This window comes from Serratia sp. HRI, assembly GCF_010119335.3.
GTDB lineage: Bacteria > Pseudomonadota > Gammaproteobacteria > Enterobacterales > Enterobacteriaceae > Serratia > Serratia nevei.
Map to the genome: position 1 here is coordinate 5,461,598 of NZ_CP083690.1, position 26,717 is coordinate 5,488,314.

At 54.7% G+C, this 26,717-nt stretch carries 30 protein-coding genes and 5 pseudogenes; 16 read left to right on the forward strand and 19 right to left on the reverse strand.

Features of this window, described 5'->3' with window-relative positions; all coding sequences use genetic code 11:
* Positions 1-3: 3 nt before the first annotated feature.
* Entirely contained in the window at positions 4-120 is a 117-nt protein-coding gene (locus GF111_RS26780) for a potassium-transporting ATPase subunit C (protein WP_080347998.1), read from the reverse strand.
* 198 nt (positions 121-318) lie between these two features.
* Between GF111_RS26780 and GF111_RS26785 the strand changes: the two are divergent.
* Both GF111_RS26785 and GF111_RS26195 read left to right on the forward strand, forming a co-directional pair.
* Positions 319-435: pseudogene (locus GF111_RS26785) on the forward strand (hypothetical protein); the annotation flags it as partial.
* 248 nt (positions 436-683) lie between these two features.
* Complete coding sequence (locus GF111_RS26195) at positions 684-1,037, forward strand: DUF1493 family protein (protein ID WP_038871577.1); 354 nt, start codon at positions 684-686, stop codon at positions 1,035-1,037.
* Positions 1,038-1,044: 7 nt separating this feature from the next.
* On the opposite strand, the gene GF111_RS26200 is transcribed toward GF111_RS26195, so the two are convergent.
* Positions 1,045-1,614 (reverse strand): DJ-1/PfpI family protein, encoded by a 570-nt coding sequence (locus tag GF111_RS26200; RefSeq protein ID WP_004937978.1) that lies wholly within the window; start codon positions 1,612-1,614, stop codon positions 1,045-1,047.
* 135 nt (positions 1,615-1,749) lie between these two features.
* On the opposite strand from GF111_RS26200, the gene GF111_RS26205 reads away from it, so the two are divergent.
* Positions 1,750-3,288, forward strand: a complete 1,539-nt coding sequence (locus GF111_RS26205) for a long-chain fatty acid--CoA ligase (RefSeq protein WP_047730685.1) — start codon at positions 1,750-1,752, stop codon at positions 3,286-3,288.
* Positions 3,289-3,327: 39 nt separating this feature from the next.
* Here the strand turns inward: GF111_RS26205 and GF111_RS26210 are convergent, their stop codons facing one another.
* Together GF111_RS26210 and GF111_RS26215 are read right to left on the reverse strand one after the other, a co-directional pair.
* On the reverse strand, positions 3,328-4,602 hold the full coding sequence (locus GF111_RS26210) for a Glu/Leu/Phe/Val dehydrogenase (protein ID WP_047730686.1): 1,275 nt from the start codon (positions 4,600-4,602) through the stop codon (positions 3,328-3,330).
* Positions 4,603-5,142: 540 nt separating this feature from the next.
* Positions 5,143-5,490, reverse strand: a complete 348-nt coding sequence (locus GF111_RS26215) for an antibiotic biosynthesis monooxygenase (RefSeq protein ID WP_038871585.1) — start codon at positions 5,488-5,490, stop codon at positions 5,143-5,145.
* A 513-nt stretch (positions 5,491-6,003) separates the two neighbouring features.
* Here GF111_RS26215 and GF111_RS26220 point away from each other — a divergent pair.
* On the forward strand, positions 6,004-6,624 hold the full coding sequence (locus GF111_RS26220; protein WP_147191423.1) for a transcriptional regulator: 621 nt from the start codon (positions 6,004-6,006) through the stop codon (positions 6,622-6,624).
* Between the two features lie 50 nt (positions 6,625-6,674).
* Here GF111_RS26220 and GF111_RS26225 read toward each other — a convergent pair.
* Both GF111_RS26225 and GF111_RS26230 read right to left on the reverse strand, forming a co-directional pair.
* Positions 6,675-6,842, reverse strand: a pseudogene (locus GF111_RS26225) (hypothetical protein); the annotation flags it as partial.
* Complete coding sequence (locus GF111_RS26230) at positions 6,839-7,198, reverse strand: helix-turn-helix domain-containing protein (RefSeq protein WP_025302868.1); 360 nt, start codon at positions 7,196-7,198, stop codon at positions 6,839-6,841. The pseudogene GF111_RS26225 and the gene GF111_RS26230, both read right to left, overlap by 4 nt.
* 104 nt (positions 7,199-7,302) lie before the next feature.
* On the opposite strand from GF111_RS26230, the gene GF111_RS26235 reads away from it, so the two are divergent.
* The gene (locus GF111_RS26235) at positions 7,303-7,857 is read left to right on the forward strand and encodes an NAD(P)H-dependent oxidoreductase (RefSeq protein WP_147191421.1); all 555 of its coding nucleotides are present in this window, start codon (positions 7,303-7,305) and stop codon (positions 7,855-7,857) included.
* 37 nt (positions 7,858-7,894) lie between these two features.
* Here the strand turns inward: GF111_RS26235 and GF111_RS26240 are convergent, their stop codons facing one another.
* Positions 7,895-8,671 carry an NAD(P)H-dependent oxidoreductase gene (locus GF111_RS26240; RefSeq protein ID WP_134268440.1) on the reverse strand — a complete coding sequence of 259 codons (777 nt, stop codon included), beginning with the start codon at positions 8,669-8,671 and terminating at the stop codon, positions 7,895-7,897.
* 84 nt (positions 8,672-8,755) lie between these two features.
* Between GF111_RS26240 and GF111_RS26245 the strand changes: the two genes are divergently transcribed.
* Entirely contained in the window at positions 8,756-9,649 is an 894-nt protein-coding gene (locus tag GF111_RS26245) for a LysR family transcriptional regulator (RefSeq protein WP_038871597.1), read from the forward strand.
* 13 nt (positions 9,650-9,662) lie between these two features.
* Here GF111_RS26245 and GF111_RS26250 read toward each other — a convergent pair whose 3' ends face one another.
* The 4 genes from GF111_RS26250 to GF111_RS26265 all read right to left on the reverse strand — a co-directional run bounded on the left by GF111_RS26250 (position 9,663) and on the right by GF111_RS26265 (position 13,248).
* The gene (locus GF111_RS26250; protein WP_055312658.1) at positions 9,663-10,142 is read right to left on the reverse strand and encodes a GNAT family N-acetyltransferase; all 480 of its coding nucleotides are present in this window, start codon (positions 10,140-10,142) and stop codon (positions 9,663-9,665) included.
* Between the two features lie 110 nt (positions 10,143-10,252).
* Positions 10,253-10,414 carry a hypothetical protein gene (locus GF111_RS26255; RefSeq protein WP_162838235.1) on the reverse strand — a complete coding sequence of 54 codons (162 nt, stop codon included), beginning with the start codon at positions 10,412-10,414 and terminating at the stop codon, positions 10,253-10,255.
* 141 nt (positions 10,415-10,555) lie between these two features.
* Positions 10,556-12,622, reverse strand: coding sequence for a TonB-dependent copper receptor (locus GF111_RS26260; RefSeq protein ID WP_038871602.1), 2,067 nt, complete (start codon positions 12,620-12,622; stop codon positions 10,556-10,558).
* Positions 12,623-12,783: 161 nt separating this feature from the next.
* The gene (locus tag GF111_RS26265) at positions 12,784-13,248 is read right to left on the reverse strand and encodes a DUF2946 domain-containing protein (protein WP_071605293.1); all 465 of its coding nucleotides are present in this window, start codon (positions 13,246-13,248) and stop codon (positions 12,784-12,786) included.
* A gap of 230 nt (positions 13,249-13,478) precedes the next feature.
* Between GF111_RS26265 and GF111_RS26270 the strand changes: the two are divergent.
* Positions 13,479-14,073 (forward strand): annotated as a pseudogene (locus GF111_RS26270) (class I SAM-dependent methyltransferase).
* A gap of 43 nt (positions 14,074-14,116) precedes the next feature.
* Here the strand turns inward: GF111_RS26270 and GF111_RS26275 are convergent.
* Both GF111_RS26275 and GF111_RS26280 read right to left on the reverse strand, forming a co-directional pair.
* Complete coding sequence (locus GF111_RS26275) at positions 14,117-15,418, reverse strand: sorbosone dehydrogenase family protein (protein ID WP_038871605.1); 1,302 nt, start codon at positions 15,416-15,418, stop codon at positions 14,117-14,119.
* A gap of 10 nt (positions 15,419-15,428) precedes the next feature.
* A complete protein-coding gene (locus GF111_RS26280; RefSeq protein WP_038871607.1) occupies positions 15,429-15,854 on the reverse strand; it encodes a DUF2231 domain-containing protein in 426 nt (141 codons plus the stop codon).
* 167 nt (positions 15,855-16,021) lie between these two features.
* Between GF111_RS26280 and GF111_RS26285 the strand changes: the two genes are divergently transcribed.
* A complete protein-coding gene (locus tag GF111_RS26285; protein ID WP_038871609.1) occupies positions 16,022-16,480 on the forward strand; it encodes a YbaK/EbsC family protein in 459 nt (152 codons plus the stop codon).
* Between the two features lie 84 nt (positions 16,481-16,564).
* Here the strand turns inward: GF111_RS26285 and GF111_RS26290 are convergent.
* The 6 genes and pseudogenes from GF111_RS26290 to GF111_RS26315 form a co-directional block, all read right to left on the reverse strand.
* A pseudogene (locus GF111_RS26290) lies at positions 16,565-16,894 on the reverse strand (VOC family protein); the annotation flags it as partial.
* A gap of 84 nt (positions 16,895-16,978) precedes the next feature.
* On the reverse strand, positions 16,979-17,194 hold the full coding sequence (locus GF111_RS26295) for a hypothetical protein (protein WP_139145155.1): 216 nt from the start codon (positions 17,192-17,194) through the stop codon (positions 16,979-16,981).
* Between the two features lie 127 nt (positions 17,195-17,321).
* Complete coding sequence (locus GF111_RS26300) at positions 17,322-17,717, reverse strand: helix-turn-helix domain-containing protein (protein WP_004143398.1); 396 nt, start codon at positions 17,715-17,717, stop codon at positions 17,322-17,324.
* 48 nt (positions 17,718-17,765) lie between these two features.
* Complete coding sequence (locus GF111_RS26305) at positions 17,766-19,112, reverse strand: ISNCY family transposase (RefSeq protein ID WP_077253535.1); 1,347 nt, start codon at positions 19,110-19,112, stop codon at positions 17,766-17,768.
* 209 nt (positions 19,113-19,321) lie between these two features.
* Positions 19,322-19,588 (reverse strand): hypothetical protein, encoded by a 267-nt coding sequence (locus GF111_RS26310; protein ID WP_023277130.1) that lies wholly within the window; start codon positions 19,586-19,588, stop codon positions 19,322-19,324.
* 192 nt (positions 19,589-19,780) lie between these two features.
* On the reverse strand, positions 19,781-19,969 hold the full coding sequence (locus GF111_RS26315) for a hypothetical protein (protein WP_003033726.1): 189 nt from the start codon (positions 19,967-19,969) through the stop codon (positions 19,781-19,783).
* A gap of 123 nt (positions 19,970-20,092) precedes the next feature.
* On the opposite strand from GF111_RS26315, the gene GF111_RS26320 reads away from it, so the two are divergent.
* From GF111_RS26320 to GF111_RS26355, 8 genes and pseudogenes are all read left to right on the forward strand, one after another.
* Positions 20,093-21,208 (forward strand): phage/plasmid replication protein, encoded by a 1,116-nt coding sequence (locus tag GF111_RS26320; RefSeq protein ID WP_047602324.1) that lies wholly within the window; start codon positions 20,093-20,095, stop codon positions 21,206-21,208.
* A gap of 16 nt (positions 21,209-21,224) precedes the next feature.
* Complete coding sequence (locus GF111_RS26325) at positions 21,225-21,515, forward strand: hypothetical protein (protein ID WP_003033731.1); 291 nt, start codon at positions 21,225-21,227, stop codon at positions 21,513-21,515.
* Between the two features lie 17 nt (positions 21,516-21,532).
* Positions 21,533-21,802 (forward strand): hypothetical protein, encoded by a 270-nt coding sequence (locus GF111_RS26330; RefSeq protein WP_021563063.1) that lies wholly within the window; start codon positions 21,533-21,535, stop codon positions 21,800-21,802.
* An 11-nt stretch (positions 21,803-21,813) separates the two neighbouring features.
* Complete coding sequence (locus GF111_RS26335; RefSeq protein WP_071845394.1) at positions 21,814-22,065, forward strand: hypothetical protein; 252 nt, start codon at positions 21,814-21,816, stop codon at positions 22,063-22,065.
* A gap of 85 nt (positions 22,066-22,150) precedes the next feature.
* Positions 22,151-24,013, forward strand: coding sequence for a hypothetical protein (locus tag GF111_RS26340; RefSeq protein WP_047715884.1), 1,863 nt, complete (start codon positions 22,151-22,153; stop codon positions 24,011-24,013).
* Positions 24,014-24,023: 10 nt separating this feature from the next.
* A complete protein-coding gene (locus GF111_RS26345) occupies positions 24,024-24,311 on the forward strand; it encodes a DUF2523 family protein (protein WP_003033743.1) in 288 nt (95 codons plus the stop codon).
* 3 nt (positions 24,312-24,314) lie between these two features.
* Positions 24,315-25,348, forward strand: a pseudogene (locus tag GF111_RS26350) (zonular occludens toxin family protein).
* The gene (locus GF111_RS26355) at positions 25,345-26,607 is read left to right on the forward strand and encodes a type II secretion system protein GspD (protein ID WP_047715891.1); all 1,263 of its coding nucleotides are present in this window, start codon (positions 25,345-25,347) and stop codon (positions 26,605-26,607) included. Before GF111_RS26350 ends, GF111_RS26355 begins: the two are co-directional and overlap by 4 nt.
* Positions 26,608-26,717 lie beyond the last annotated feature (110 nt).

Genomic DNA, 26,717 nt, shown 5'->3' on the forward strand with positions numbered 1-26,717 from the left:
CATTCACCGCGTGCGCGTCTGCGAGCCAAGCGCTGCTTGCAGCGCCATATTCAGCTTGAGCACGTTGACGCGGGGTTCGCCAAATATCCCCCAAGTAGGTGGCTGAATATGCGCGTTGATAAGCGATTCGACCTCTTGCCGGTTTTGTCCAGTATCAGCGTATTGACATCTCCGGCGGCCTCAACCGCTTTTCCTGACGTTGCCAGCATATTAAAGCGCATTGTTCTGTCGATGCCGGCAATACCGATGGTAGAACGCCATTTTGATCGTCGAGTTCGCCGAGGAGATGCACCAGCGGGGTGAAACGCTGATTGGCGCGGCGGCACCATCACCGCCACCGCATTGGCCATCTTTTTCGTCCCGCTGTTTTATGTGTTGGTGCGCCGTATGTTTACCCGTCGGCCCGCCAACCCGCCGTCACAGGCAGGAGAATAACGTGTTGCCACGAGTCATGATGTTAACTTTACCGCTGCTGACCGGCTGTATGTCGCTGGATCCGCACTACCAGCGCCCGGTGGCGCCGGTGCCCGCCGACCGCGCGCGCCAGGCATTTGGCTGCGCGCGTTTTTTTATGGAAAGTGTAAAGAAACAGAAAACCCGGCCGGCGGCCAGAACTCGCTGCGGTGAGCAGAGTCAGACAGAGAACCGCATTCATCTTTTACTCATATCGGCTCGAGGTCGTCATGGCAGAAGACATTCAGCAACAGGTCATCGCGCTTATCGCCGCCTTCAACGCATCAGGGCGGCTGAAGAAGGGCGTGGCCATTACCCCGGAAACCGAGATCAACACCGCGCTCAACCTGTCGTTCAGCGATTCCAACACGCTGATGCGCCGCTACTTCGATACCTTCGGCGTCGACAGCGGCAACTACAACCACGAACTGTATTTCCGGCCGCCGACCAACACCGGGCGCTGGTTTTCCCCCTCCGCGTGCAAAGAGCATCCCCGGCCGCTGTGCGTATCGATGCTGGTGCGTTCCGCGCGCGCTAAGCGGTGGCTGTACGACATCCACTTCCTGATCGAGCAGCTCCGCTAGCGCCGCGTTATTGCTCCAACACCTCGGCGAACTTCGCCAGCCACTGCGGATGCGCCGGCCAGGCCGGGGCGGTGACCAGATTGCCGTCGACGTGCGCCTGATCGATGCCGATCTCCGCATAATGGCCGCCGCCCAGCCGCACTTCCGGCGCGCAGGCCGGGTAGGCGCTGCAGGTGCGGCCTTTCAACACCCCGGCCGCCGCCAGCAGCTGCGGGCCGTGGCAAACGGCGGCGATCGGTTTTTTCGCGGCGTCAAACGCCTGCACCAGTGCGATCACGTCGGGGTTCAGACGCAGGTATTCCGGCGCCCGGCCCCCGGGGATCAAGAGCGCATCGTAGTGCTCTTCTTTGGCGGCGGCGAAGTCGGCATTTAAGGTAAAACGGTGGCCGGGTTTCTCGCTGTAGGTCTGCGCCCCGTCAAAGTCGTGGATTGCGGTTTGGATATAATCGCCGACGGCTTTGCCGGGGCACACGGCGTCCACCCAATGGCCGATCATCTGCAATGCCTGAAACGGCACCATGGTTTCGTAATCTTCGGCGTAGTCGCCGACCAGCATCAGAATCTTTTTCTTGCTCATGATCACAACTCCTGCGGGATAGGGATTGCCTAAGGTATAGCCCAGCGCCCCTGGGAATGCGAACCGCAAAGCGCCTATCTATACTCGTGATACTGCGGCGCTTTTCTCGCCGCTCAACCCCAGGGAGGATCCTCGATGCTGAATCTGGCTACCTTGCTTGAAGAGAGTGCGCGCACCTGGCCGGAGCGGCCGGCGGTGATACAGGACGACAACCCGCTCAGCTATCGGGCGCTTAACGAAATGGCCAATCGGGTGGCGAATTTGTTGGCTGCGCGCGGCGTGCGGCCCGGTGAACGGGTGGCGCTGGCCTGCCCGAACCGGCCGGAGTTTCCGGCTATCTATTACGGCATTCTCAAAAGCGGCGCGGTGGTGGTGCCGCTGAATATTCTGCTTAAAAGCGCAGAGTTCGACTATTACCTGGCGGATTCGGCGGCGGTGGCGCTGTTTTGTTTCGAGGGCAGCAGCGGCCTGCCGCTGGGGGAGGAAGCGCTGAGGGCGGCGGCGAAGGCGGAGCAGTGCCGCGAGGTGTTTATCATCGGCGATCGGTTGCCGCTCGAGGGGGAGCGTTTCAGCGCGGCAATAGCCGAACAGGCTACCGAATTCGCTTCGGCGACGACGCTCGAAAGCGACACCGCGGTGGTGTTGTATACCAGCGGTACCACCGGCCGCGCCAAAGGGGCGGAGTTGACTCACGCCAATCTGGTGCTCAACGCCTTGGGATCGGTGCGGCTGTTCGACGGTTCGGAGACGGCCCCCGATCGTCACCTGGTGACCTTGCCGCTGTTTCATACTTTTGGTTCGACGGTGCAGATGAACGCCGGGTTTGCCGCTGCCGCCACTCTGGTGCTGGTCGAGCGCTTCGATGCCGCGCAGGCCATCGCGCTGATGCAACGGTACGGCATCACCTTCTTCGCCGGGGTGCCGACCATGTATTGGGCGCTGTTGAATGCGCTGGATGAACACACGGATATCGAGCGCTTGCGCAGCACGCTGCGTATGGCGGTGTCCGGCGGCGCCAGCCTGCCGGTGCAGATCCTGGAGGATTTCTCGCGCCGCTTCGGCGTCAACATTCTCGAAGGGTATGGGCTGTCGGAGACCAGCCCGGTCGCCACCTTTAACCATCCCCATCGGGTAACCAAACCCGGCTCCATCGGCCAACCGATCTGGGGCGTGGAGGTGCGCCTGCTCGACGCCACCGGGCAGCCGGTCGACGGCACCGACCAGGTCGGGGAGATCGCTGTGCGCGGTTACAACATCATGAAAGGCTATCTGAACCGCCCTGAGGCGACGGCGGAGGTGCTGGAAAACGGCTGGTTCCGCACCGGTGACCTGGCGCGCCGCGACGCCGACGGCTTCTATTTCATCGTCGATCGGGCCAAGGACATGATCATCCGCGGCGGGTTCAACGTCTATCCGCGCGAGATTGAAGAGGCGCTGATTCGCCATCCGGCGGTGTCGTTGGTGGCGGTGATCGGCGTTGAACACCCGTCGCTGGGCGAAGAGATCAAAGCGGTGGTGGTGTTGAAAGAGACGGAAGAGCCGATCGAGGAAGAAACGCTGATTGCCTGGAGCCGGGAGCGGCTTGCGGCGTACAAGTATCCGCGTATCGTCGAGTTCGTCGAGCGTTTGCCGATGACCAGTACCGGTAAGGTGTTGAAGCGCTGTTTGCGCTGAGGAAAATCCGGCCTGCCGGGGCAGGCCGGGATACGGGCATTAACCTGGGTAGATGCCGCGCTCTTTACGTGCGGTCAGGATGCGCTCACAGGCCACGATGTAAGCCGCGGTGCGCAGGCTGCACTCTTTCTCGGCCGCCTTGTTCCAGACGTGGACCATGGCGTCGGTCATGATCTTGTCCATACGCTCGTTGATCTCTGACTCGCTCCAGAAGTAGCTCGCCATGTCCTGCACCCACTCGAAGTAACTGACCGTTACGCCGCCGGCGTTACAGATAACGTCCGGGACCACGGTGATGTTACGGGAACGCAGAATGTCGTCCGCTTCCGGGAAGGTCGGGCCGTTAGCGCCTTCCAGCACCAGCTTGGCGCTCAGGATTTCGGCGCGCTGACGGGTGATTTGGCCTTCCAGCGCCGCAGGGATCAGGATGTCCATGTCGACCGACCAGAACGCTTCGCTTTCGATCTCGCTGGCGCCAGGGAAGCCGGCGATCTGCTTGTGCTTGGCCTGGTATTCGGTCAGCGCGGCCAGATCGATGCCGTTGGCGTTGAACAGGGTAGCGGAGTGGTCCTGGATGGTGACGACGCGCGCGCCGACGCCGACGAACAGGCGAGCCGCTTCGCTGCCCACGTTGCCGAAGCCTTGCACCGCCACTTTGGCGCCTTCAATCTGCACGCCCAGACGCTTGGCCACTTCGCTGCCGGTGACGAACACGCCGCGGCCGGTCGCTTTCTCACGGCCCAGGGAGCCGCCGAGGTGGATAGGCTTACCGGTGACCACGCCGGTGATGGTGGTGCCGTGGTTCATGGAGTAGGTATCCATCATCCAGGCCATCACTTTGGCGTTGGTGCCGACGTCCGGCGCAGGAATGTCTTTCTGTGGCCCGATGATGAAGCCGATTTCGCTGGTGTAGCGGCGGGTCAGTCGCTCCAGTTCACCTTCAGACAGTTTGAACGGATCGACGCGGATGCCGCCCTTGGCACCGCCGTACGGCAGGTTGACCGCGGCGCACTTGATGGTCATCCAGGCGGACAGGGCCATCACTTCGTTCAGATCGACGTCAGGGTGGAAGCGGATACCGCCTTTGCCCGGCCCACGCGACAGGTTGTGCTGTACGCGGAAACCTTCGAAGTGACGGATGGTGCCATCGTCCATCTGCAGCGGGATATCGACAATCAAAGCGCGCTTAGGATGACGCAGCGTATCAACCCAGCGTGACAGCTCGCCGAGGTAAGGGGCGACGCGATCGATTTGTTGCAGATATGTAGCCCAAGCGGTGGTGCTGCTGTCTGAAGCGTAGGATAGCTTTTCCATAACCAACCTTTATATATTAGAGGTATTTATTTCGTTTAACCGTGGATTAGCAAGCGCATAACACTTTGCGACGCTAAATTTACCACTAATTATGCCGGTTGTTAGCCCCCCTCTCATCGGGCCAGCGGACGGTTTTTCGCCGCCTGCAGGGCGGCAAATGAATAGTTAATTACTTTTCATTGGCACTGAGCGGGTGCATGCATACTTTATGCATATAAAGCGCATAAAAACCCTTTTCATCTATTTTTCAGAAGCTTGAATGTGATCAAAAAGTTTCATTTTATTTAACTGCTATGTTGACAATGGCGTTTCCCCTCGGCAGCGTTAAAATCCTGTTAAAACGCCGTCTGCGGCCGTGTTTTTATCGTGCAAAGAGAAGCATAATCCGAGGCTGTTTTAATGTGTTGCGGTCGTCGAGGTAGGGTCTGACAAATGTGCTCACCTGAAACGGACGGATGACCGCGAGCGGCCACCCGTTCAGGTTTTGCCAATCAGCGTTAAAGAAGACCGCGCCGCCGTGGCGTGGTCATCCGGCACGCATTACGCGCCGGTATGCTGATAGCGTTTTAATTCCACCGGCTCAGCGCCGATACTCGCCAGATATTCTTTGACGGACGCCGGCGCGGAAGCCCGTGTAAATTGGTAGATGTTTTCATCTGCATCCAACAGCGTCTCCCATTTTACAATGTTCACCCAGCGAGGTTCATTGTCTACGCTGATGCCTGAGTCACGCGAAATGAACCCGTTCTGGTTTGAGATAAATTCCTCTTCTACACGCTTGTCCAATACGGCAAACGCTTCAGGGCTGAGTGAGGCCGGCAGTTTAAAACTTGAAACTTCAATAATGTAGCCGTTGGCGGAACAGTCCGCCATGGATTCATGGTTCATAGTAAAAGTCCTTTAAATTAAATTGCTTATACAACTCAAATTAAGCTGCATCCTTATTGCAGTACTGCAAGTTAAATTTATTCTCTATGCCAGAAGGAAATAGTTAGGAATAGTCCGAATTGACGTTTTTCTTTATGCGAAAGATGATGATTTTTATGAGATTCTTCTTGTATAAAGGAGTCCGCTAATCAATTCGCGATCGGCATGAAGTGAATAACTCAATAAAGGGATGGTGATTAATGTCATTGGAAAAGATGCGGCTTTTAAATAACAAAATGGCATGTAAATAAAGTGACTTTAAATATTTCCCTTTCCTCTTTCGTCTGGCGGGGGATATTTTTCCGACGACCGGCAATGGACAATCCTGATCCCGGGTGTGAACAATAAGGGCGCTTGCAGCGCCGCCGTCGGAGCAGGGAGCGCAAACGCCATCCACTCGGCAAGCGGCGGCAACTGCGGTATGCTAAGCGGCTGAACAGCAAACCAAACCGGGCTATACGGAGACACCCCAGCGTGCCGAACTCTTCTTCTCAACTCGAACTTTTGCGCTCGGTCGCCGACGGCGTCGCGGCGCTGTTTTTCCCGAATGCGGAAGTGGTAATCCACGATCTGGCCACCAACAAGATTGCCTATCTGGCGAACAACCTGTCGAAGCGCAAACCGGGTGACGACGCCGGGCTGGACGACTTCGAACTTGCCGGCGGCGCCGGCGTGACCGGCCCCTATGAGAAGCTGAACTGGGACGGCAAAAAGATGCGCTCGGTGAGCATCGCCGCGCGCGACGAGCAGGGCAAGCCCAGCTATCTGTTGTGCATCAACCTGAGCACCGCGATGTTCGAGGACGCCCGCAACGCGCTGGACATGTTCCTGTCGGTCACCCGGCTGCAGCCACAGCCGCAAGCGCTGTTCAAAGATGACTGGCAGGAGAAGATCAACACCTTCCTGCTCGACTGGCTGCGGCGCGAAAACGCCGCACTCGGCGCGCTGAGCCGCGAACAGAAACGACGGCTGGTCAGCGATCTCTATCATCAGGGGGCGTTCAAGGCCAAAAGCGCCGCGGACTACATCGCCAACGTGCTGTCGATGGGGCGCGCCACGGTGTACAAGCATTTGCGAGAGCTGAAGCAGGAGTAAAGGCGGCGGGAAAGGCGGAAGAAATGGGCGGCGCTGGCCGCCCATTTTAGTTACCAGCGGTAGTTGACCGAAGCGATGATGCTGCGGCCACTGCCGTAGATGCAGGCGTACTCGCCGCTGCAGGATGAAACGTATTTCTTGTCCGCCAGGTTCTGTTCGTTGAGCTGAAGCGCTGCACCGCGCAGCGCCGACGAGGCCTGGCCGAGGTCATTTCTCACGGCACCGGCTGTTCCGGCCGGTGCTGCTCCCCCCAGTTGCACATCATGTCGATCACCGGGATCAGCGAACGCCCGCGCTCGGACAGGCTGTACTCCACCTTGGGCGGGATCTGCGGATACTCCTTTCTCACCACCAGGCGATCTTTTTCCAGCTCTTTGAGCGTCGAACTCAGCGTTTTGTACGAAATGGTGCCGATACAGCGCTGCAGCTCGTTGAACCGTAATACCGGCTTATACAACGCCAGCCAGTAAAGAATAATCATTTTATATTTGCCGTTGATCACCGACAGCGTATAGCCATAGCCGGTGTCTTCGAGGCTGATGCCCGTTGGGCTGCAGTGGGATTCAGCGGTCATTGGGTACTTTCTCCAGGGTAAGTATGTGTCGTGAGTGTGCGTATTTTACATTGTTCCAGCATAACCTATGATGCGCCGGTAGACACCTGACTGGAGAAATCGATATGAAAACCTTGGTAGTGGTGACCCATCCCGATATAGCGAACTCGGTGGTCAATAAACGCTGGCTGGAGGAGCTGCGGCGCTATCCGGAGCGGTATACCGTGCACGAACTGCATCAGGTCTATCCGGATTGGCAGATCGACGTCGCCCAAGAGCAGCGGCTAATTGAAGCCCATGACAACATCGTACTGCAGTTCCCAATTTTCTGGTTCAGCAGCCCGCCGCTGCTGAAAAAATGGCTGGACGACGTGCTCACCTACGGCTGGGCCTACGGTTCCCGCAGCGGCTACAAGATGCAAAACAAGAAGCTGGCGTTGGCGGTCACGGCGGGGGTGCGTGCAGAGGATTATGCGCGCGACGGGCGCTATCGTTATTCGCTGGAGGAAATCTTCCGGCCGTTTGAAGTCACCGCCGGCTACGTGCGGGCCGACTATGCTTCGTTCTTCGCCTTTTACGGCAAGGAGGCCGCGTCGGACGGGACGGTGGAGCCGCTGCAATCCAACGAATTGGATCGCAGCGCGCAAGGCTACCAGGCATTTCTCGCCGCCCTGAATTAACGCCGCGCCTCGGATGCGCCAGGGCGCGCGCATCCTGCTACTCGATGTGAACGCCGAAACCGTCTTGCCCCGGCGCGAGATGCGCTTTCAGCGTCAGCTGCGGGATCAGATAGTCACCGGCGTTTTGCCGCCGGAAGCGGATTGGCTCGGCGTTCCACAGATTATCCAGCCGCTGCCCGAGCTGCTCGCACAGGGCGGCAAAGCGTGCCTCATCGGTTTTGCCGGCGCGGTAGGTGACGAACGGCGGCAGCACCTTGAAGCCTGGGTAGTGCAGCATGCCGTGCTGGATCGGGAACAGGATATCGTCGATCGGCCCGTTGATGCCGCGCGGGGCGTAATGAGACTCCCAGCCGCCGGCGGTAACGATCAGCATCGCCCGTTTGCCCGCCAGCGTCCCCTCGCCGTAACGGTCACCCCAATGGGTGTCGGAATGCTCACCCACGCCGTAGGCAAAACCATAGGCATACACGCGCTCTACCCAGCCTTTGAGGATCGCCGGCATCGAGAACCACCACAGCGGAAACTGCAGCAGCACCGCATCCGCCCAGCGCAATTTTTGCTGCTCCCGTTCGATATCGGCGCTCTGCATGCCGTTGGCGAACGCGCGCTGCGAATCCAGCGAAGGATCGAAACGAGCCGTTGCCGGGCCTTCCAGACTGTCGTCAGCGTCGAGCGCCGCTTTCCACTTCATGGCGTACAGGTCGGACACCTGTACCTGATGGCCGGCCTGCGTCAGGCGTTCAACGGCGAAATTTTTCAGTGAGCCGGTCAGCGACAGCGGCTCCGGGTGGGCGTATACAATCAGCACATTCATAACAGCTCTCCTTGGTGTGAGAGCTGCAGGTTAGGGCGTTAGTCGGTATATTAGAAATGAATTACTGTTATCCCAGGTATAACTATGAATAATTTAAGGCGGCTGGATCTCAACCTGTTGGTGACGCTCGATGCGCTGCTGGCAGAGCACAATGTCACGCGCGCGGCACAGCGGCTCAATTTCTCCCAGCCGGCGGTCAGCATGCATCTTGCCAAACTGCGGGCGATCTTTGACGATCCGCTGCTGTTGCCCGGCCCACGCGGCATGCGTCCGACCGCCAGAGCGGAACAGCTGCGGGAACCGTTACGTCAGGCATTGGCGGCGCTCGAGTTGGCGGTAACGCCGGCGACGCCGTTCGATCCCGCCGTGGCGACCGATACCTGGCGCGTGGCCGCCTTTGACTACGGCGAATCCACCATCGTGCTGCCGGCGCTGAACGGTTTGCGCACGGCGGCGCCCGGCACCCGGCTGGCGGTGCTGGAGATCGCCCCGGCGCACCTCGCCAAACGGGCGGAGCAAGGGGAAATCGACCTGGTGTTTCATACCCGAGAAGGTGCGCCATCAGGCCTGCGGCAGCGCACGCTGTTTAGCGAACGCTATGTGCTGGTGGGCCGGGTCGGCCACCCCAAGCTGCATGCCAGGCTGACGCCGGCGCAATTTTGCCAATTGGAGCAGGTGATGGTCTCGCCGGACGGCGGCGGGTTCTATGGCATGACCGACAGGGCGTTGGCGGACGTGGGGCTGACGCGGCGGGTGGTGCTTTCCGTGCCGCATTTTCTGTTCGTTATCTCGGTGCTGACGCAGTCCGATTTGGTGGCGATGCTGCCGGAGCGGCTGGTGCGCAACCAGCCTTTATTGCAACGGCTCGAGCCGCCGCTGGCGGTGCCGGGCTTTGAAATGACCATGCTGTGGCACGAACGATCGCATCGGGATCCCGCTCACCGATGGCTGCGCGAACATATCGTGCGTTCAGTGTGAGCGGGTTGGCGGGTTAAAGGGAGAAGCGTTTTTTGATTCTGTCGATCGGCGTGCCATCGCTGAGCGGCACCTGCGGCAAACGATCGTAATCGCGAAAGCCCATTTTGTGATAGTAGGCGAGGCCACCGACGTTATCCGCCCGAATGGTGGCGTTGATGTGCTTGAAACCGTGAGACTTCGCCGCCGCTAATGTGGCAGGGAACAACGCACTGCCGACGCCACGTACCTTCGGCGACAGGCGGGAGAAGGTGGCAATATCTGCGGTATCGGGCGGTAGGGCATCATCTGCGCTCAGCGCCTGGAAGCCCACCAACAGCCCATCTACCTCCGCGACCTGGCAGCTCAGCGCATTGCTGCCGCTGATGAACCATTCGCTGAATTCGGCGGGGGTGAGGGGCGTTTCTATCGCCGTCGTGCCGCCGGCGCCGATCACGTCATTCAATAACTGCGTCAGGGCTTCAGTGTCTTGCGCGGTTACCGTTCTGATCTTCATTGCGTTGCTATCTCCTATGATGAATCGGCTGGAACCATCGAAAGAAGATAGACGCAGGCGGCCGATAATGAAATATCGGAACGTGCCGGACCAAAAAACAGTGAGGGGAATTACATGAACAGGAAGCGGTCGGCCAGCGGAACCCCACGTTCGAGGCGCGGTGGCAACGCGTCGTCGCGATCGTCAGGCTGAGCAGCCTGCGGCGCGGCGTCTTCGGCTTTTTCAATCATCAGCTCGCCGAGCAGGGCCAGAAAACGAGTGAGCTTTTGCATATTCCCTCCGGATCCTTGATTACATTGAGAGTGATACTAATCGCCGCTCAACCGAATGGGAAAAACTTAAAACTCATATCCTAAGAACCGGATCGCATATCGCCTGACCGGGCGACGGTTGCCCATCGCCCGGCGTACGGTTTAGAAGGTGACGTTAACCTTGGCCCACAGGGTGCGGCCCGGCTCATTCACCGCGCTGTTGGCCGAATACCCGAAGGCGCTGTTGCCCGCCAGGTTGAGGTGTTCGCTGTAGGTCTTGTTCAGGATGTTATCCAGACCGGCGCTCAGCTTGACGTTTTTATTCACCTTGTAGGCGGCATTGGCGGAAAGCACACCGAAGCCGGCGCTTTCGGCAAAGTCTTTGCCTACCACGTTGCCTTCGTTGATCGCCACGCGGTTTTGGCTGCTGACCAAACGCCACAGCCCGGTGCCGCTCCAGTCGCCGTACTCATAGGTGAGCCCCAGACGCGCCTCCAGCGGCGGGATCTGCGGCAGCGGCCGGCCGTCGCTGGTGTTTTTGCCCCAGGAGTAGGCCAGGCTGGCGTCGGTTTTCCAGTGCTCGCTTAGCTGGTAACCCATGCCCATTTCACCGCCCATGATGTTGGCGTTGACGTTATCGGCCTGGCTGAGACGCGCGTTGTGCGGATCGTATTTGAACAGGATGAAATCATCGACGCGGCCCACGTAAGCGGAGACCCAGCCGTTGAAGCGTTTGCCGTTGTACTGCGCGCCGATGTCGAGCTGCGTGGTTTTTTCGCTCTTGACGCTGGAGAACGGATCCTTGCTGCCGTTCGGGCCGAGCTTCGGCGAGAACAGCTCCCAATAATCCGGGAAGCGCTCGGTGTAACCGACACCGGCATACAGCATCAGCGGCAGGTCGGCCAACGTATGCTCAAGGCGCATAAAGCCGCTCGGCAGGGTGTCTGAACGTTCCCCATCGCTGCCGCTGCGGAAATTTTCCACCAGGGTGCGGTCGAGGCGCGCGCCGCCGATCAGTTTATCCTGTTCGCTGGTGGACCAGGTCAGTTCACTGAAGGCGCCGTAGCTGTTGAACTGGGCGTCTTTTTCCCAGCTGCCGCGGCTCATGCTGCGGTGGGTGTTGGTTTGGGTGTCCAGGCCACTTTCAAGTTTCACGTCCTGCCACTGCCAGGTGCCGATCACGCGGCCGCCGACGGTGCGGCGATCGAGCTGCATCGTCATGCCGGAGGACATCATGTGCCCGCCGTGGCCGCCCATACTCATACCGCCATGGCCCCCGTGGCCACCCATGCCGCCGCTGCCCGGCGAGCGCAGGGTGACGTTGTCCATCACGTGGTTGGCGTAGTTGTAGTAGACCTGCGCTTCCAGCTTATCCAGCACCTCGCCGATGTTGGATTTTTCCACCCGCATGCCCAGGCTTTCGCGCTTGAACTGCGAACCGTCCATGCTGCGGCCGGCATAGCGCGCTTCGCCGTTGCCGCGCCCCATGGTCACTTCCAGCAACGTGTCGTTGTCCGGCGTCCAGCCGAGCGCCAGATCGCCGTTCCACTTGTCCCAGCGTGACGGCACGCGCGTATTCGTTCCGTCCTGATAGTCGTTGGAGCGGGATTTGTTGGCCATCACCCGCAGGTAGCCTTGTTCGGCACCGAGGCTGGCGTCGATATTCTCATCCCAGCGGCCATTGGAGCCGGTCAGCACGCTGGCGCTGCCCTTGATGCCCGGCTTGTCGAAGCGCGGGCGCTCGCGCTCGAAACGCACCGTGCCCGCCGACGATCCCGGCCCCCACAGCACCGTCTGCGGCCCCTTGGTGATGGTCAACAGATCGAAGCTTTCCGGCGAGATGTAAGAGGTCGGCGCATCCATCCGCGATGGGCAGGCGCCCAGCATTTCCGAACCGTCGGTGAGGATCTTCAACCGCGAACCGAACATGCCGCGGAACACCGGATCGCCGTTGGTGCCGCCGTTGCGGATCTGCGAAAAGCCGGGGATGGTTTTCAGGTAGTCCGAACCGTCGCTGGCCGGCACCGGCTGGCGCGGGGTTTTCGGCGAGGTGACGATGGTCAACGGAGAGTAGAGCGGCGCGGTAACGGTGATCACGTCGCCATCATTAACCTGTGCGTCGGTAGGGTGCTGATGCGCCTGCGCCGCGTGGCCGGCCAGCAGGAACAGCGGCATGGCGGTGGTGATGGCGCGGGTAACGGCGTTCTTTTTATAAGTCGGTTTAAACATCATCTTTCCTTAAGCTAACTTTTTTCCGTTCTTGGCCGTGGGATTATTCAGGCGTGGGGCGGCCTGGCGAAAATCACCATCGGAAAATACGGGGGTTAATTCCATCAACGTGGAAATAACCGGATTAATAATGTCGTCTCGATGATTAACCGTTGGGCGAATTAATTCCGCCGGGTTGAAGCGATCAACGGCAATACAGAGAACGGCAATGGGTTTATTGTTAAATCAGAGGAAAGAGACGGGGGCGCGCGCGGCTGTAATTCGGTGTGAACGACGTGGGCAAACAGGGGAACGAGATAGTGAATCGGCGGCGGGCGCGAAGCCAGCAACCGGGACCAGAACAGCGGGGCGTGGCTCACGTCCAGCAGCGGCGCGTGCAGCAACAGCACGCAGTAGCCGCAGGCGCTGTCGTCCATCATCATCGCCATGTTGTGATGGCCGCCGCCGTGCTGCATCAGCGGCTGTGAGGCTTTTTCAGGCTCAGGCGGCGGCGAGTGCATCCCGTGATGCATCGGCATCTCCATGCCGCAATCCGCCATGACGGTCGTTCCAGCACTTCCGGCGCGTACATGCTCCAGGGATCGCGAGACCACCGGCGCAATGAACAACATCAGAATGGCAAACATCCCTAACCAGGCGGCGGCCCGATGTCGCGATGCAGAGCGCTGAACTAACGACACAATCAACCTAAAAAAAGGGTTAACACAGGGTAGCGAATTGTACTGGTTTATGTCGAAATGTTAAAACCTTTTATTTCTGGTCAACGGTCTGTTGATGAATATATTATCGGATAAGCGCTTTAATTCTGACCAAAGGCTATTTTTTTGGCGCCAATCACGTGACGGGGACAATATTAATGACGGAAAAACTGGCGAGCACCATTATCCGAACATGCCGCCGCCTGGGAACGTCTCAGACCCACCACGCTGTTTGAACGGCCGTGGCTCGATCGCTTTTTGCAGTTCACCCCGGCCAATGCGCGGCTGCTCGATCTCGGCTGCGGCAATGGCACGCCGATCGCCGCCTATTTTATCGAACAGGGGTATCGGGTCACCGGCGTCGATGGTGCTCAGGCGATGATCGCGCGCTGCCGGCAGCGTTTTCCGCAGCAGGAGTGGCGAAAAATGGATATGCGCCAGCTGGATTTGGCGACGAAGTTCGATGGCCTGCTGGCCTGGGACAGCTTCTTTCATCTGGCGCGCGACGATCAGCGCCGGATGTTTCCGCTGTTCAGACGGCATGCCAGGCCGCAGGCCGCACTGATGTTCACCAGCGGCCCAGCCGACGGCGTGGCGATCGGCAGCTTCGAAGGCCAGCCGCTGTTTCACGCCAGCCTGGCGCCGGAGGAGTACAGACGTTTATTGCAGGTGAACGGCTTCCGCGTGGTCGACCATGTGGTGGAAGATCCCGCCTGCGGGGGAAGAACGGTCTGGTTGGCGCAGCTTGTTTAGTGACAATGTCACGGGCAGATTCCCCAGAACCTGCCCGTGAGCGTTATTTAGCGCTGACGCGCCAAACGGTGTTGCCCACGTCATCCGCAATCAGCAGGGCACCGGTCTTGTCGACCGCTAATCCTACCGGTGCGCCATAGAGTTCCTTCTCGTCGTCGGAAACAAAGCCGGTGACCACCGCTTTGAGTTTGCCGACCGGTTTACCTTGCTCGAACGCCACGTAGCTGATCCGGTAGCCGTTCAGCGGCGAGCGATCCCAGCTGCCGTGCTCACTGACAAAGGCGCCGCCGCGATACTCGGCCGGCAACGCGTTTGCCGTATAGAACAGCAACCCCAGGGGCGCGACGTGCGAGCTGAGGGCGTAGTCCGGCTTGATGGCTTTTGCCACCCGATCCGGCCGCGCCGGCTGCACCCGCCGATCGACGTGCTGGCCGAAATAGCTGTAAGGCCAGCCATAGAAGCCGCCGTCCTGTACCGAGGTCAGGTAGTCCGGCACCAGATCGGCGCCGATCTCGTCACGCTCGTTGACGATGGCCCACAGCTTGCCGCTGTGCGGTTCCCACTGCAGCCCGGTCGGGTTGCGCAGGCCGCTGGCGAAGACACGGCTGGCGCCAGAGGTGGTGTCCACTTCCAGCACGGCGGCGCGCCGGTACTCTACGGCCAGGCCGTTTTCGGTGATGTTGCTGTTGGAGCCGACGCCGACATACAGCTTTTTACCGTCCGGGCTGGCCAGTAGGGCCTTGGTCCAGTGGTGGTTGATGGTGTCCGGCAGATCGGCCAGCTCTTTACCCGCATCACTGATGCGCGTTTCGCCCGGCTGATAGGTGTACTGCATGATATTGCCGGTGTTGGCCACGTACAGGGTGTTGCCAATCAGCTGGACGCCGAATGGGGAATCGAGCCCCTCGAGGAAAACATGCTTTTCCCAGCTGCCGTCGGCGGTTGGGCGCAGCAGGGTGATGCGGTTACCGCCTTTGCCGCCTTTACCGGACTGGCCTTTCACCAGCCCGGCGATCAGCTGCTTGGGCGTGCTCACCGCCTCCGTACCCGGCCCGTTGGCTTCCACCACCAGGACATCGCCATTCGGCAGGGTAAGCAGCTGGCGCGGATGCAGCAAACCGTCCGCCACTTTATCGATTTTCAAACCCTCGGCCACTTTCGGCATCTGGTTTTGCTGCCAGCCGACGCCTTTTGGCACCTGCATCGGCGGCATCAGGAAGTTTTGCGCCGCCGGCAACACCGGATCCGGCCCCATTTGTTGTTCTGGCGAAATGACGGCGCTGTTATCGCAGCCGGCCAGCGCCAGCACGGCCGAAAGCGCAATCGCGGTGGATGATAGCTTCATGAAAACCTCCTTATTTTGCGCGGGCGCCCACGGCCAGCAGAATGTTGGCGAGGCTCAGCAACGCGACCACGATCGCAGACAGCACCAGGCCTTGCGGCACCACGGCATACGCATCCCGGCTATGCACGAAAGCGTTAATGATGGCGAGAACGATGGCGATCAGATTCAGCCAGAAATGGAGCCTGACCGGTGAGCCCTGCAGCCGGCCGCTGCCGAACCACACCTGAACCAGGTTAATCAGCCGGGGAATAATGGCAAAAACCAGGCCGATGGCGATCAGCCAGCTGGCACCATTGACCCACTGAATATTCGCCGTGCAGGCATAGATGATGTCGAAAATCAGCGCCGCGGTGAAAAATCCGTAGGGTAGCGGATTGAGCCATTCATAGACGGCCACCGCGACCGCTGAAGGCCTTGCTGTGGTTTGCGTGGTCATGCAGGTATCTCCATGAAAAATGATAGGTAAAAAGGCGTAGGCCCCTTAAAGCTTTGTTCAGATTCACCGATTTGAACAATTTTGATTCTCATTTTTAGCATGCGATGTTAAAACCTGAACCCTCACTGCGGCATTATCAATGGCTTAGCAACATCGGGAGGAAGGGCATGAGTATAGAGCGCGTTCAGCAATTTCTGGCCGAGCACGCCCCGGAAACGGCGGTAACGGTGCTGACAAAGAATACCGCCACGGTGGCGCTGGCGGCGGAAGCCTTTGGCGTGGAAAGTGGGCAGATCGCCAAGACGCTGTCGTTTCGCGTGAACGACGGCGTGGTGCTGTTGGTGATGGCGGGAACCGCCAGAATCGACAACAAGAAGTACAAACAATTCTTCGGCGTAAAGGCGCGCATGCTGCCGGCGGAGGAGGTGGAGGCGCTGACCGGCTATCCGCCCGGCGGCGTTTGCCCCTTTGCCGCACCGGCAGCGGTGAGAATTTACTGCGATCGCAGCCTGTGCAGCTACGGTGAAGTGCTTCCGGCAGGTGGCAGCGATAACTCCGGCGTGAGAATTGCGCCACAGCGGCTGGCCAGCATCACCGGAGCAGAGTGGATTGACGTGACGGGGTAACGTTAAGTGACGATGTCACAATTGCATTATGTTAAATTCAATGTGTTACTCATGATTAATGTGCTGTTTTAACTGGAAAAATCACTAGATCATCGGGTTATGGCAAACCGCTTCGATATTGTGGCCATCCGGGGCGATCACAAATGCCGCATAGTAGTGGGCATGGTAATTGGGCCGCAAACCGGGCGCGCCATTGTCTATGCCGCCGGCATTTAGCGCGGCGTGGTAGAACGCATCGACCTGTTCACGGCTGCTTGCGGCAAATGCCAGGTGCAGGTGTGCCGGTTTTTCATCGGTTTGAAACAGGCACAATGACACGTTATCCCGATCGGGACAAAGTTCGACGCCATAGCCGGGCTCGCCTTCGGCAACGATCTTTACGCCCAGCGGCGCCAGCGCATTGAGGAAACTTGCTGGACGTTGAAAGCCTGGCGGCGTTGGATGGTGTGAATAACAGGATGCATGACATGAGGTCTACGCCGCGTGGCGAGAACGGCATTACCGGCAGGCGTTGCTGCAGCAAGTGAACAGGCGATCAGACAGTTGGCGTTCAGAGATTTTCTGCGCAAGCATCATGGTATTGCTGAGCAACACAAACACCAGGCAGCAGAAGACCGCCGGCAAAACCGGCGGCTTATGGTCGGTTGAAAAACGAATTAGTTCAGCGGCATGAGCAGCCGGCGCCAGCATGGCTGGCCGCAGGAGAAAACCCATGAATCAGGCCCGGACGGCAGAATCCACATATCATCACCTTTGTCTAGCCAATGTTGAAATGTCGTGCTGAAAACAAAGCTGACCTGACGTCAGTGGAGAGTCTGGACAATGCCTTTTTAAGGTTGAGTCAGGCTTTGGAGGAAGAACGTGGTTGCCAGGTTTTCTCGGCTATCATCAGTTTACGTACGGTCTCTTTTGAAATCCGGACACCGTATTCTGTGGTCAGAATTCGCCAGATGGCTGACGGATTCATACCCCGGCCGCGTGAGCGAATAAGCTGCAGTGCCTGATCTCTGATGGTGGTGTTTAACTGATGATTGCCGGGCTTTCCACGGCGCCGGCTGACCAGACCGGCTGGCCCCAGCTCGCGATAGCGCTTAATCAGGCGGGAGCACTGACGACGGGTGAGCTCCATGGACTCTGCCACTTCTGCCAGCGTGATTTCCCGCGCCATATAGGCTTCAATCAAATCCAGGCGTAGCGCTTCGTGAAGTGTCAGGAGCACTGGTTTGTTGTCGTCCATTTTTCTCTCATCTGTCGGCCATATCAGATCCACAGGTGAGGGAAGGGCTCATCGCTTCAGGCTGGGGATAAAATCCTGCGGACTGGCCAGCACCGGGTTGATCGCCCTGAGCTCTTCCAGTGCACGCTCCTGAGCGCGCCTGCGGGGCATTTTTGTACTGCGCATTCGCTTTCCTTCAGCCTCCAGCTCGTCCTGTTTCTGCTGTGCCAGCCTCAGAACGGCACCCAGTCGTTTGTTATCAACAACCGCCCCCTGATCAACGCAGGTCAGTTTATCGAAAATCTTATAACCCAGTGGCCGGTGCTGATGCCGGAAAGTAATGCTTCCGTCAGGGTAATCATAAACGGTAATTTTTTCACCTGCTATGCGCGTATTTTGTTCGGTGGGTTCAATGATATACATGACTTTATCATACTGAAAAGTCAGTGCTTTCGATAAGGTCCGCAGCTCCTGCCAGGCGAAGATATCATTCAGCTCCAGTGGACTCTGTGTGACCGCACGGTGCAGATCTTTAGGGTATTTTGCCGGCCGGGAGAAACGACGGTTAAAATCAGACATGAAATGTTCAATCCACTGATTGGCTTCAGCAACCGAGCTGATGTTCTGCAGGCGCATCTCTTTAATCAGTCGATCCTGGAGCGTTTTATTTACCCGTTCCACGCGACCTTTTGCCTGGCTGCTGTTGGCACAAATCAATTCGATCGCCAGTTCCCGGAGAGCCCGTCCGAACTGGGTTGTGCCGGTACGTCGGCTCTCGGGTCCGCTGACCCTGAACACCGCATGCTTGTCGCTGTAAAATGCGACAGGTTTACCATGTTTATCAATGTATTGCCGGGTAGCCATCATGTAGTCAAACGCGTTTTCTGAATCACAGAATCGCAGGTGCATCAGGCGACCTGTGGCGTCATCCATGAAGACCAGAAGACAGCATTTTGGGGCTCTTCCTTCGAACCAGTCATGGTGAGAGCCATCGATCTGAACCAGTTCGCCGAAACAGTCGCGACGATAGCGCGGCTGGTAAACCCGGGTTCGCCGGCGGGAATGAGGACGCCAGAGACCGTCGGCTGTCATCCAGTTACGGATGGTTTCAACGGAGAGATATATATGATGGCGTTCAGCCAGTTTTTCGGTTGCGAGCGTTGGGCCAAAATCTGAATAGTGGCACCGGATCAAATCCAGGGCTTTACAGCGTGTTTCTTCATCGATCCGGTTGTTTGCAGGACGTCCACGGCGGGAAGATGCAAATGCGGTTGCGCCATCTGTCCGGTACAGACGCACAAGACGCTGCACCTGACGAACACTGAGCTTAAGTATGTCTGCTGCGTCGCGCTGAAGCAAAGCCCGGTCAAATACTCGCTGAATGATGCCAAGCCGGTAAAGTTCTTTGTCTGTCATAGTCACCAACATAAGATCGCGGTCCTGTGCTGAGCAAAATGAAGGCTTAGCGTACACGACGCGTGTGAATTGTGCTGAGACGACAATAACGCTTTGTGCTGACAACCTTGGTGCGCATAATGTGTGACTCGTTATGTTGAAAAGGCCGCTGCGAAAATAGAATCCCGCAGCGGCCTCTTTAGCATAACGTCATTATGCGCATTAGGGCGTCATTCCTCAGGGTTTCTTCTTCCAATCCCCTGTTTTTCATGGCTTTCTTTTATCATGTTAAAGTAGTGGTTTTCTGCCGCATCTACAATTTTTCCCATGCTGCGCCTTTCTGGGCCATCACGTCCGTCCAGACCTTCACCTTCTGGCCTCTCCATTTTTACAAAATTGTAGATTGTTTTTACGAGGAATCTTGCTAATTCTGCTCTTGCTACGGGGCTGTCATTCTCTGTTTCATTAAGTACTTGTATTATCTGGTCTTTGTTCATTACCTATACCTTTTATAGTGTGTCATTTGATCTTTGCATAATGGCGTATTTTTGTTTAATCGTTTGACGTCCAGCTTATCTTAATTCCGATTTCGCAAGCTCTGCTGTTGTTCGTTTTTTCGCCGCGAAGCGGTTCGGGGTTCTGTGACACCCGAACTTTAGTACGGTTTCCCGTATTTTCTTCCTGCTCGCTTATTTTTTTTTGCTTTCTGTCTTCAGGAACTTGCGGTAGTCGTCTTCTGTGATCGTCTCTAGCCCTTTGGCGATTATCCATTCGAGCATTTTGGTATCTTTAACTGGAACAGCTAGGGTTGATACCGCTCTAACGGTTTCTTTCTCTATTTTTCGCCATTGAACATCGTTTATGTGCTTTGTAGGCATGCTCTTTCCTCATTCTGCAAGCCTTTCATCATATCTCTAAATTCTTAGAAATGTTGACACTTAGTTTCTCAGGTCTTATAAAAGCACCATGAAATAATTTCTGAGAATCTAAGAAAGGGCGCAATGTTCTTCGACTGGTTAAGTATTGAACAGGATTTCGGCTTTCAACTTCCTATTCTCTCGGATGTTGCTTACCAGCGTATTCATCTTGAAAGTGGTGAGGCTAGTGCGCTTTCTCAGCCAACTTTTCAGCACCGGGGATCTTTCTGTGATGTCGTTTCTATTTCTATCCGTGGATCTGTTCTAAAAATGACGGGCAACCCTTCGCGGTGGGGGCGGCTTGATAATTTATTTGGCTTACCTACCGTTGATGCTTGCGTTATGGTTTTCAATAAGATCCTTCTTGATCTTAAATTGCCTGTTTTTACAAAATGCACTCGTTTAATGCCCGGTCAGTCTAAAGAAACCGAAAAAGCTCATATGGTCAGTGATGGGGCGTTAATTAAAGAGCTTCACATAACATCTAATAAATCTGTTGGCAAAGGGAATGAGGATGATTATATTTCAGGGCTTTCGACTCAACCCTATAGGAATAGTGTACCACGGTTGCATTCTAACGGTAAATCTGTTGACTGGTTGTCTAAAAAAGGGAATGTTAATCTTATTTATCCGACTGTATATAATAAGTCACATGAGATTGAGTTACATAGTTTATTAAAAATAAAAAATAAATTCTCTGAGCAGTCAAAAGAGTTTAATTATATTGTTAGTGTGATTGATTATTGTAAGGAAAATGGAATAGTCAGATTTGAACAAAAATTGAAGTCTCGTTTTATTCAAAAACACTCTCTAGGTTTTTGGGGGTTATCTGATTATTCTGTGTTAAATAAGTTACATTCTGATTTTCTGGCGCTTGATGAAAAGTTATCGGTGAATGCTATGGATTTTGAAACTATTAGTGAACATCTTATTACCCGTGGAATAGTTGAAACTACACGGGCAGCTAATACTACAGCTATGTACGCGATCCAATGGTTTCATGGTCATATTTTTGATTTAAGTAAAAATCAAGTTCGTATTCATCGGGCAAGACTCCGCAAGATTGGTATTGACATTGCGCAAAAATGTAATGTTTCGAAATTCTCTCTTGTTGTTGTCAAGCAAACGCGAGAGATTAAAGTGTCTGATTGTGTTATTCCATCGTGGTATGTAAAACCGTCTCATTTACGAGTTGCATAGAATATAAGGTGTTATTATGAGTAATTTACTTAATTTAGAAACTACTGTTACCGGAAAGATTAAACGTTTTAATAATAGTGGCGGTTTTTATTATACAACAATTGTTTCTCCTGCGGCTGATGCTTATAGCTTTCCGCCTGTCATTCGTATTAAATCAAAGAAATCACTAGGCCGTATTGGTGATGAAATTACCGATGTACATTGCCGCATTACTGGTTATGAACGGAGTTTCCCATACACTGATAAGCAAACAGGTGAGCAGTCTAAAGGGTATAACGTTGATATGCTGCTTGAATTATTAGAATGAGCTAAGGCGATACTTTTATGTCAGATGAGGTAATCATCAGGACAAAATACTGCAATCCGAATATGAGTTTTGGCAGCCCTGACGGATGCGATGAAGTGACTTTGAAATTACCGAAGTCAGAAGTCGTTAAATTACAGTCTTCGGTAGTTTCTCAGGATAAGCCTGTTCCCGATATTGATTATTCAGTCGCGGCTCAATTCTGGGGACTGGCTTTTACGACAACCTTTTTCCTGTGGCTCTTTGCAAAGGGAATAGGTGAAATTCTTAAACACGTAAGAAATGCATAAAAGGAGTTTTTATGTTTGGTAAGACTAAACAGGCTTTAACCCGTATTGGTGCTTTTACTCTGGCAGTTGCTGCACCTGCTGTATTTGCTGCTGATCCGGTGCATGGTGGCAGTGGAAACGGCATTGATCTCTCTTCGCTGACCAACAGCGTTAATTTCGGTTCTGTACTGACCGGGATTATGGCGGTAGCGGGTTCTCTGATTGTTCTGTATGCAGGTTCGGCGGGTGTTCGCTGGATTTTGCGTATGGTTCGTGGCGCTTAATTCATAAAGGTAAGGGGCGTAACAGCCCCTTTATATTTATGGCTCAATATCTTTTTGATTTTATGTGTTTTTTATGGGGGCTTTTATGCGCCTGGGCGGTCATTCAGGGTCTGGAAAGTTAGGTATTACTATATTGTCTTTACTGGTTTCATCCGGTGTACATGCTGATGCAGTAACAGCAGACGGATTTGGACGTGTAATCCAGCAAATGGTTGAAACCCGTGAAGCTCAGGTTGTTTCTCAATCTGCGGGGCGTGTATTCGCAACGGGTGCCAGTTCTCTCGGTATGGGCGCGGGTATCGCTGTCGCTGCGGAGGTTATACGCGAACGTCCTGACGTTTTTGATTCAATCCGCATGTGTGGCGAGAAAGTGGGTAATCCTCAGCTTTGCACCGGAACGTCAGTTTTCGCGGCTGCTTATGGCCTTGCGAAGCATACAATTGACGATTCGATATCTACGGGTATTTCAGGTTTTGGCAGTAATATGATGGCTGCCGGACAGACAACATGGGGATTGCTGGGGCAGGCTGCGGGTGTTATTTCCGTTGCTGACCTTGCTTTAAAGCAGGGCGCAAAAGCTGTTGAATATATTACAAGTGGAATAAAACAGGATGATGGAACTTATTTACTTAATTTGTCCAATGGCGCTACTGTTACTTCTTCTGTTGCACCTTCACCTAAAAGCCCTGTTGCTGTTTATTTGCCCTCTGATGCTACTGGCTTTTCTGCGAAGAATATTCAGGACTCGATAAGCCCTTATAATCATCAGGTTAAACCTGTTCAGATTGCGCCAACCTATTACAATATTGATGCACCACCGCCGATAAGCCAGCCATTTCCGAATGATGTATATCGTGTGTCAGTTAAGGGTACTAAATATCCTTATTCGACTGATATCAGGGATGCAAAGGGCGATGCTGTACTTGTCAGTGATAATCCGGTAATGATTGCGCTTTATAAGTCGATTAATGGTTATTCTCATTCCAATGTGACTTATCATGAGGCTTCTGACGACAATAACTTACATATCAGGATGCCAAGAAATTTTAAGGTTTATTCGGTTTCCGTTAAAGACTTTCAGTATGAAAAGCCGAATCCTTATTTTGGTGGATATTCATCGATTGTCACTGTTGTTTTATCTGTTGCGACAACAACGGTTACGCTTGAAAATTCATGGGATTTATGTAAAAGCGAGAAAGTACCTGCGCCGGGCAGTACGGCTGATAATCCCAAAATGCAGTGGAAAAGTATTTGCCACCCTGAGAAGGCCGTGTATAAAACGACGAATGATGTTCAGGATGTTAAAGACCAGATATTTTTTAATACAGAATTTGATACATCAAATTTACCTCAGGTAATTAATGGCGAGGTTATTGATAATATAGATTTCAAGCCAGAGGAACAGTTAAACCCGGCTGCGCTGGTTAATCTTATTAATGGCCTTGCAGGTCAGACTGTTGTTCAGGAAGGATATCAGGGGATACCGCTTGATAAACCTTTTACGGCGGCTGAACTGACGGCTGCGGCTAATGCTGTTGGCGTAAAACTTGATAAGGGCTTGCTTTATAGTCCTGTTGTTGTTCCTCAGTCATGGGTCAACGCCAGACCGGGGGCGGGAACGGATACTGGTGTTCATCCTGGCACAGGCACTGATACCGATACTTCTGTTGATTTAGGCGAAGACCCCGGCATTAAAGCGCCGGAACTTGAAAAACCGCCTACAGGTGAGGAAATTCTCAAGCCAATTACGGAATTAATGCCGGACATTAAAAACCTGAGTATTTCATCGAAGGATGTACAGTGCCCGGTGTGGTCGTTCGAACTCTGGGACAATAAATATTCCATTGATTCACACTGCGAACTTCTGGAAAAAATCAGGCCACTTCTGAAAGCGGTATTCCTGCTTATCTGGGGCATTATTTCGCTGCGTATCATTCTGACGGCGTGACGGAGGCGTTATGTTCGGTATTCTGGTTTCAGCCTTTAACGTGGCGCTGGGTTTTGTGCTGCGAACTGTGGTTGTCAAATTTATTTTGTTCTTTGGCCTGTACTTTGTCGTACAGGCGTTTGTTCCGGTTCTGGCGTCATTGCTGCCAAAGTCTGTTGATATTGCCGGGTTATTTTCTTCACTGCCTGACAGCGTATGGTATTTCGTGAATCTGTTTATGGTCACGGAAGGGATTAAACTGATGTTTTCAGCATTGTTAACGCGCTTTATTATTCGTCGCATTCCTCTGATTGGTTAATTTATGGCTATTTCTGCGTATGTGGGTATTCCGGGTAGCGGTAAATCTTACGAAGTAGTGGCAAGCGTCATTATTCCCGCCTGTATCGCGGGGCGTCGCATTGTCAGTAATATTTACGGCCTTGCCACGCAAAGTATTTATGATTACTGCGTTGATATTAAAAAGGCAGACAGGGAATCACTTGGTGAAATTTTACTTGTTCAGAATGAAGACGTTCAGAACGATAATTTCTTTCCCTACAAAACGGATTCAGGCATTGCGGATGATACGTTCTGCCGTCCGGGGATTTAATCTGTATTGATGAAGCATGGCGCATATGGGAGAACGATAAAGGGATTCCTGCAAATCATCGCTCTTTCATTGCAGAACATCGCCATTTTGCCGATGAAAAAACGGGCGTAACCTGTGATTTAGTGGTTATGAATCAGTCTGTTGCCAACCTTCCGCGATTCATTAAAGACCGGGTGGAAACAACGTATCGCATGAGTAAGCATGTGGCGCTGGGTCTGCATAACCGCTACCGTGTGGACGTATTTACGGGTATCAAACTGTTTAAGTCGAATCTGACGAACAGTTATCAGAATAAATATGACAAGGCGATATTCCCCCTATATAAATCCCATGAGAACGGGCAGGGAAGGGAACTTGTCACCGATAAACGTCAGAATATTTTCAGTTCTAAAATGTTGTGGTTTAAAGCTGTCGGGTTACTGATTCTGGCGGTAATTGCCATTTTTTATCTGTTCTGGTTTTTCACGTCAAACGGTAATTCAGAGCCTGAACAGCAGACTAAAGATTTACCCGCCGCAAATAATTCAGCGTCTTTTGTACCTGCCGCGCCATCTAAGCCCGTTGTGTCGGACAAATGGCGACTTGCCGGACGGCTTAAACGCGATGGTCAGGCATGGGTTGTTGTTGCAGACACGTCAGGCAGATTGCGTATAGAGCCGGCTTCGCAGTTCAGCTTTGACGGCATGATGATGACGGGTGAAATCGACGGCGAAACGGTGACGGTTTATTCAGGGGCGATACGATGAAGCTGATAACAGGTTTACTTTTTTTACTGGTTCCGGGGCTGGTTATGGCGAAGGGCGTTAGTCTGGAGCTCAACGCTGTTCCGCTGCCGCAGGCGCTGAACATGATTTACGTTCAGGTGCTCGATAAGCCGTTTATGCTTGACCCGGAGCTTGCCAAATCCGATAAGGTGGTGACGTTCCGTATCACGCCGGATATCGATGAACGGGCATTTATTAAGCGCTATCTCGGCAACATGAACATTGCGATTTACAACAAACAGGGCATTGACTACGTGGCGCCGTTCACGCCGAAAGCGTATGTGCCGCCGCAGGAGACCTTTGTTTATCGGCCTCGCTTCCGTTCCGTGGCGTATCTGTCTGACATTCTGGCCGGACAGTTTACCGGGCAGTTTAACAGTCAGCGTAACTCGTTACCGTCCGGGCAGATATCGCCGGAAGCGGCCGTAGCGGGTACGGCATCGGACTTTATGAACCGTACCGGGGATGTGCTGGTTTATTATGGCCGGAAGTCAGAGATTAAGCGGTTGCAGACGCTTTTACCGCTGATTGATACTGCCTCTGAAGAAGTGATTGTCGCAGCTTACGTGTTTGAGGTTCAGACCAGTGAGCGTAACGGTTCCGGGCTGGCACTGGCGGCGAAGCTGCTTTCCGGCAAGCTGAATATACAGATTGGCGCGTCTGGCGGCTTTGATAACTTTATCCGGGTGAATACAGGCTCTCTTGATGCGCTGTATGAGCTTTTCAGGACGGACAGTCGTTTTCATGTCGTCAGTTCCCCGCGGCTCAGGGTGAAGGATGGCGCATCTGCCACGTTTTCAGTCGGTAACGAGGTTCCGGTGCTGGGTCAGGTGAGCTACGCCGACAACAGGCCGATCCAGTCGATTGAATACCGCTCCAGTGGCGTTATCCTCGACGTGAAACCGCAAATCCGGACTGACAATATTGACCTTGTGATTAAGCAGCAGCTTTCCAGCTTTGCGAAGACGGATACGGGCGTGAATAACAGCCCGACGCTGATTAAGCGCGAGGTGAATACGGAGGTATCAGCGGCTGACGGGGATATTATTCTGCTGGGTGGCCTGGCTGAATCGAAGGTCACAAACGCCGATACCGGGTTCAGCTTTCTGCCAAAAGGCTGGCTCACCAGTTCATCTGACGAGAAGAACAAGACGGATATTCTTGTCGTGTTACAGGCGAAAAAAGTCAGGCGCGCCAGCGCCGCGCACGCACCGAGTTCCCACGAGGAGCGCGCGCGGTGATGGTGGCGACGGACGTATCATGCGGTGACGTGGCGGCATATCCGTTTTTTATGCCGTCAGGCATGGGAGGCGCTTAGCGCCGGAAGCCCCGCAGCGAAGCGAGGACATAA

Excerpts from the sequence above, each read along its gene's own strand:
- GF111_RS26195 (WP_038871577.1), top strand. The coding sequence starts at position 684 with ATGGCAGAAGACATTCAGCAACAGGTCATCGCGCTTATCGCCGCCTTC.
- GF111_RS26200 (WP_004937978.1), bottom strand. The coding sequence starts at position 1,614 with ATGAGCAAGAAAAAGATTCTGATGCTGGTCGGCGACTACGCCGAAGAT.
- GF111_RS26205 (WP_047730685.1), top strand. The coding sequence starts at position 1,750 with ATGCTGAATCTGGCTACCTTGCTTGAAGAGAGTGCGCGCACCTGGCCG.
- GF111_RS26210 (WP_047730686.1), bottom strand. The coding sequence starts at position 4,602 with ATGGAAAAGCTATCCTACGCTTCAGACAGCAGCACCACCGCTTGGGCT.
- GF111_RS26215 (WP_038871585.1), bottom strand. The coding sequence starts at position 5,490 with ATGAACCATGAATCCATGGCGGACTGTTCCGCCAACGGCTACATTATT.
- GF111_RS26230 (WP_025302868.1), bottom strand. The coding sequence starts at position 7,198 with ATGACCGCTGAATCCCACTGCAGCCCAACGGGCATCAGCCTCGAAGAC.
- GF111_RS26235 (WP_147191421.1), top strand. The coding sequence starts at position 7,303 with ATGAAAACCTTGGTAGTGGTGACCCATCCCGATATAGCGAACTCGGTG.
- GF111_RS26240 (WP_134268440.1), bottom strand. The coding sequence starts at position 8,671 with ATGAATGTGCTGATTGTATACGCCCACCCGGAGCCGCTGTCGCTGACC.
- GF111_RS26245 (WP_038871597.1), top strand. The coding sequence starts at position 8,756 with ATGAATAATTTAAGGCGGCTGGATCTCAACCTGTTGGTGACGCTCGAT.
- GF111_RS26250 (WP_055312658.1), bottom strand. The coding sequence starts at position 10,142 with ATGAAGATCAGAACGGTAACCGCGCAAGACACTGAAGCCCTGACGCAG.
- GF111_RS26255 (WP_162838235.1), bottom strand. The coding sequence starts at position 10,414 with ATGCAAAAGCTCACTCGTTTTCTGGCCCTGCTCGGCGAGCTGATGATT.
- GF111_RS26260 (WP_038871602.1), bottom strand. The coding sequence starts at position 12,622 with ATGTTTAAACCGACTTATAAAAAGAACGCCGTTACCCGCGCCATCACC.
- GF111_RS26265 (WP_071605293.1), bottom strand. The coding sequence starts at position 13,248 with ATGTTTGCCATTCTGATGTTGTTCATTGCGCCGGTGGTCTCGCGATCC.
- GF111_RS26275 (WP_038871605.1), bottom strand. The coding sequence starts at position 15,418 with ATGAAGCTATCATCCACCGCGATTGCGCTTTCGGCCGTGCTGGCGCTG.
- GF111_RS26280 (WP_038871607.1), bottom strand. The coding sequence starts at position 15,854 with ATGACCACGCAAACCACAGCAAGGCCTTCAGCGGTCGCGGTGGCCGTC.
- GF111_RS26285 (WP_038871609.1), top strand. The coding sequence starts at position 16,022 with ATGAGTATAGAGCGCGTTCAGCAATTTCTGGCCGAGCACGCCCCGGAA.
- GF111_RS26295 (WP_139145155.1), bottom strand. The coding sequence starts at position 17,194 with ATGGGTTTTCTCCTGCGGCCAGCCATGCTGGCGCCGGCTGCTCATGCC.
- GF111_RS26300 (WP_004143398.1), bottom strand. The coding sequence starts at position 17,717 with ATGGACGACAACAAACCAGTGCTCCTGACACTTCACGAAGCGCTACGC.
- GF111_RS26305 (WP_077253535.1), bottom strand. The coding sequence starts at position 19,112 with ATGACAGACAAAGAACTTTACCGGCTTGGCATCATTCAGCGAGTATTT.
- GF111_RS26310 (WP_023277130.1), bottom strand. The coding sequence starts at position 19,588 with ATGAACAAAGACCAGATAATACAAGTACTTAATGAAACAGAGAATGAC.
- GF111_RS26315 (WP_003033726.1), bottom strand. The coding sequence starts at position 19,969 with ATGCCTACAAAGCACATAAACGATGTTCAATGGCGAAAAATAGAGAAA.
- GF111_RS26320 (WP_047602324.1), top strand. The coding sequence starts at position 20,093 with ATGTTCTTCGACTGGTTAAGTATTGAACAGGATTTCGGCTTTCAACTT.
- GF111_RS26325 (WP_003033731.1), top strand. The coding sequence starts at position 21,225 with ATGAGTAATTTACTTAATTTAGAAACTACTGTTACCGGAAAGATTAAA.
- GF111_RS26330 (WP_021563063.1), top strand. The coding sequence starts at position 21,533 with ATGTCAGATGAGGTAATCATCAGGACAAAATACTGCAATCCGAATATG.
- GF111_RS26335 (WP_071845394.1), top strand. The coding sequence starts at position 21,814 with ATGTTTGGTAAGACTAAACAGGCTTTAACCCGTATTGGTGCTTTTACT.
- GF111_RS26340 (WP_047715884.1), top strand. The coding sequence starts at position 22,151 with ATGCGCCTGGGCGGTCATTCAGGGTCTGGAAAGTTAGGTATTACTATA.
- GF111_RS26345 (WP_003033743.1), top strand. The coding sequence starts at position 24,024 with ATGTTCGGTATTCTGGTTTCAGCCTTTAACGTGGCGCTGGGTTTTGTG.
- GF111_RS26355 (WP_047715891.1), top strand. The coding sequence starts at position 25,345 with ATGAAGCTGATAACAGGTTTACTTTTTTTACTGGTTCCGGGGCTGGTT.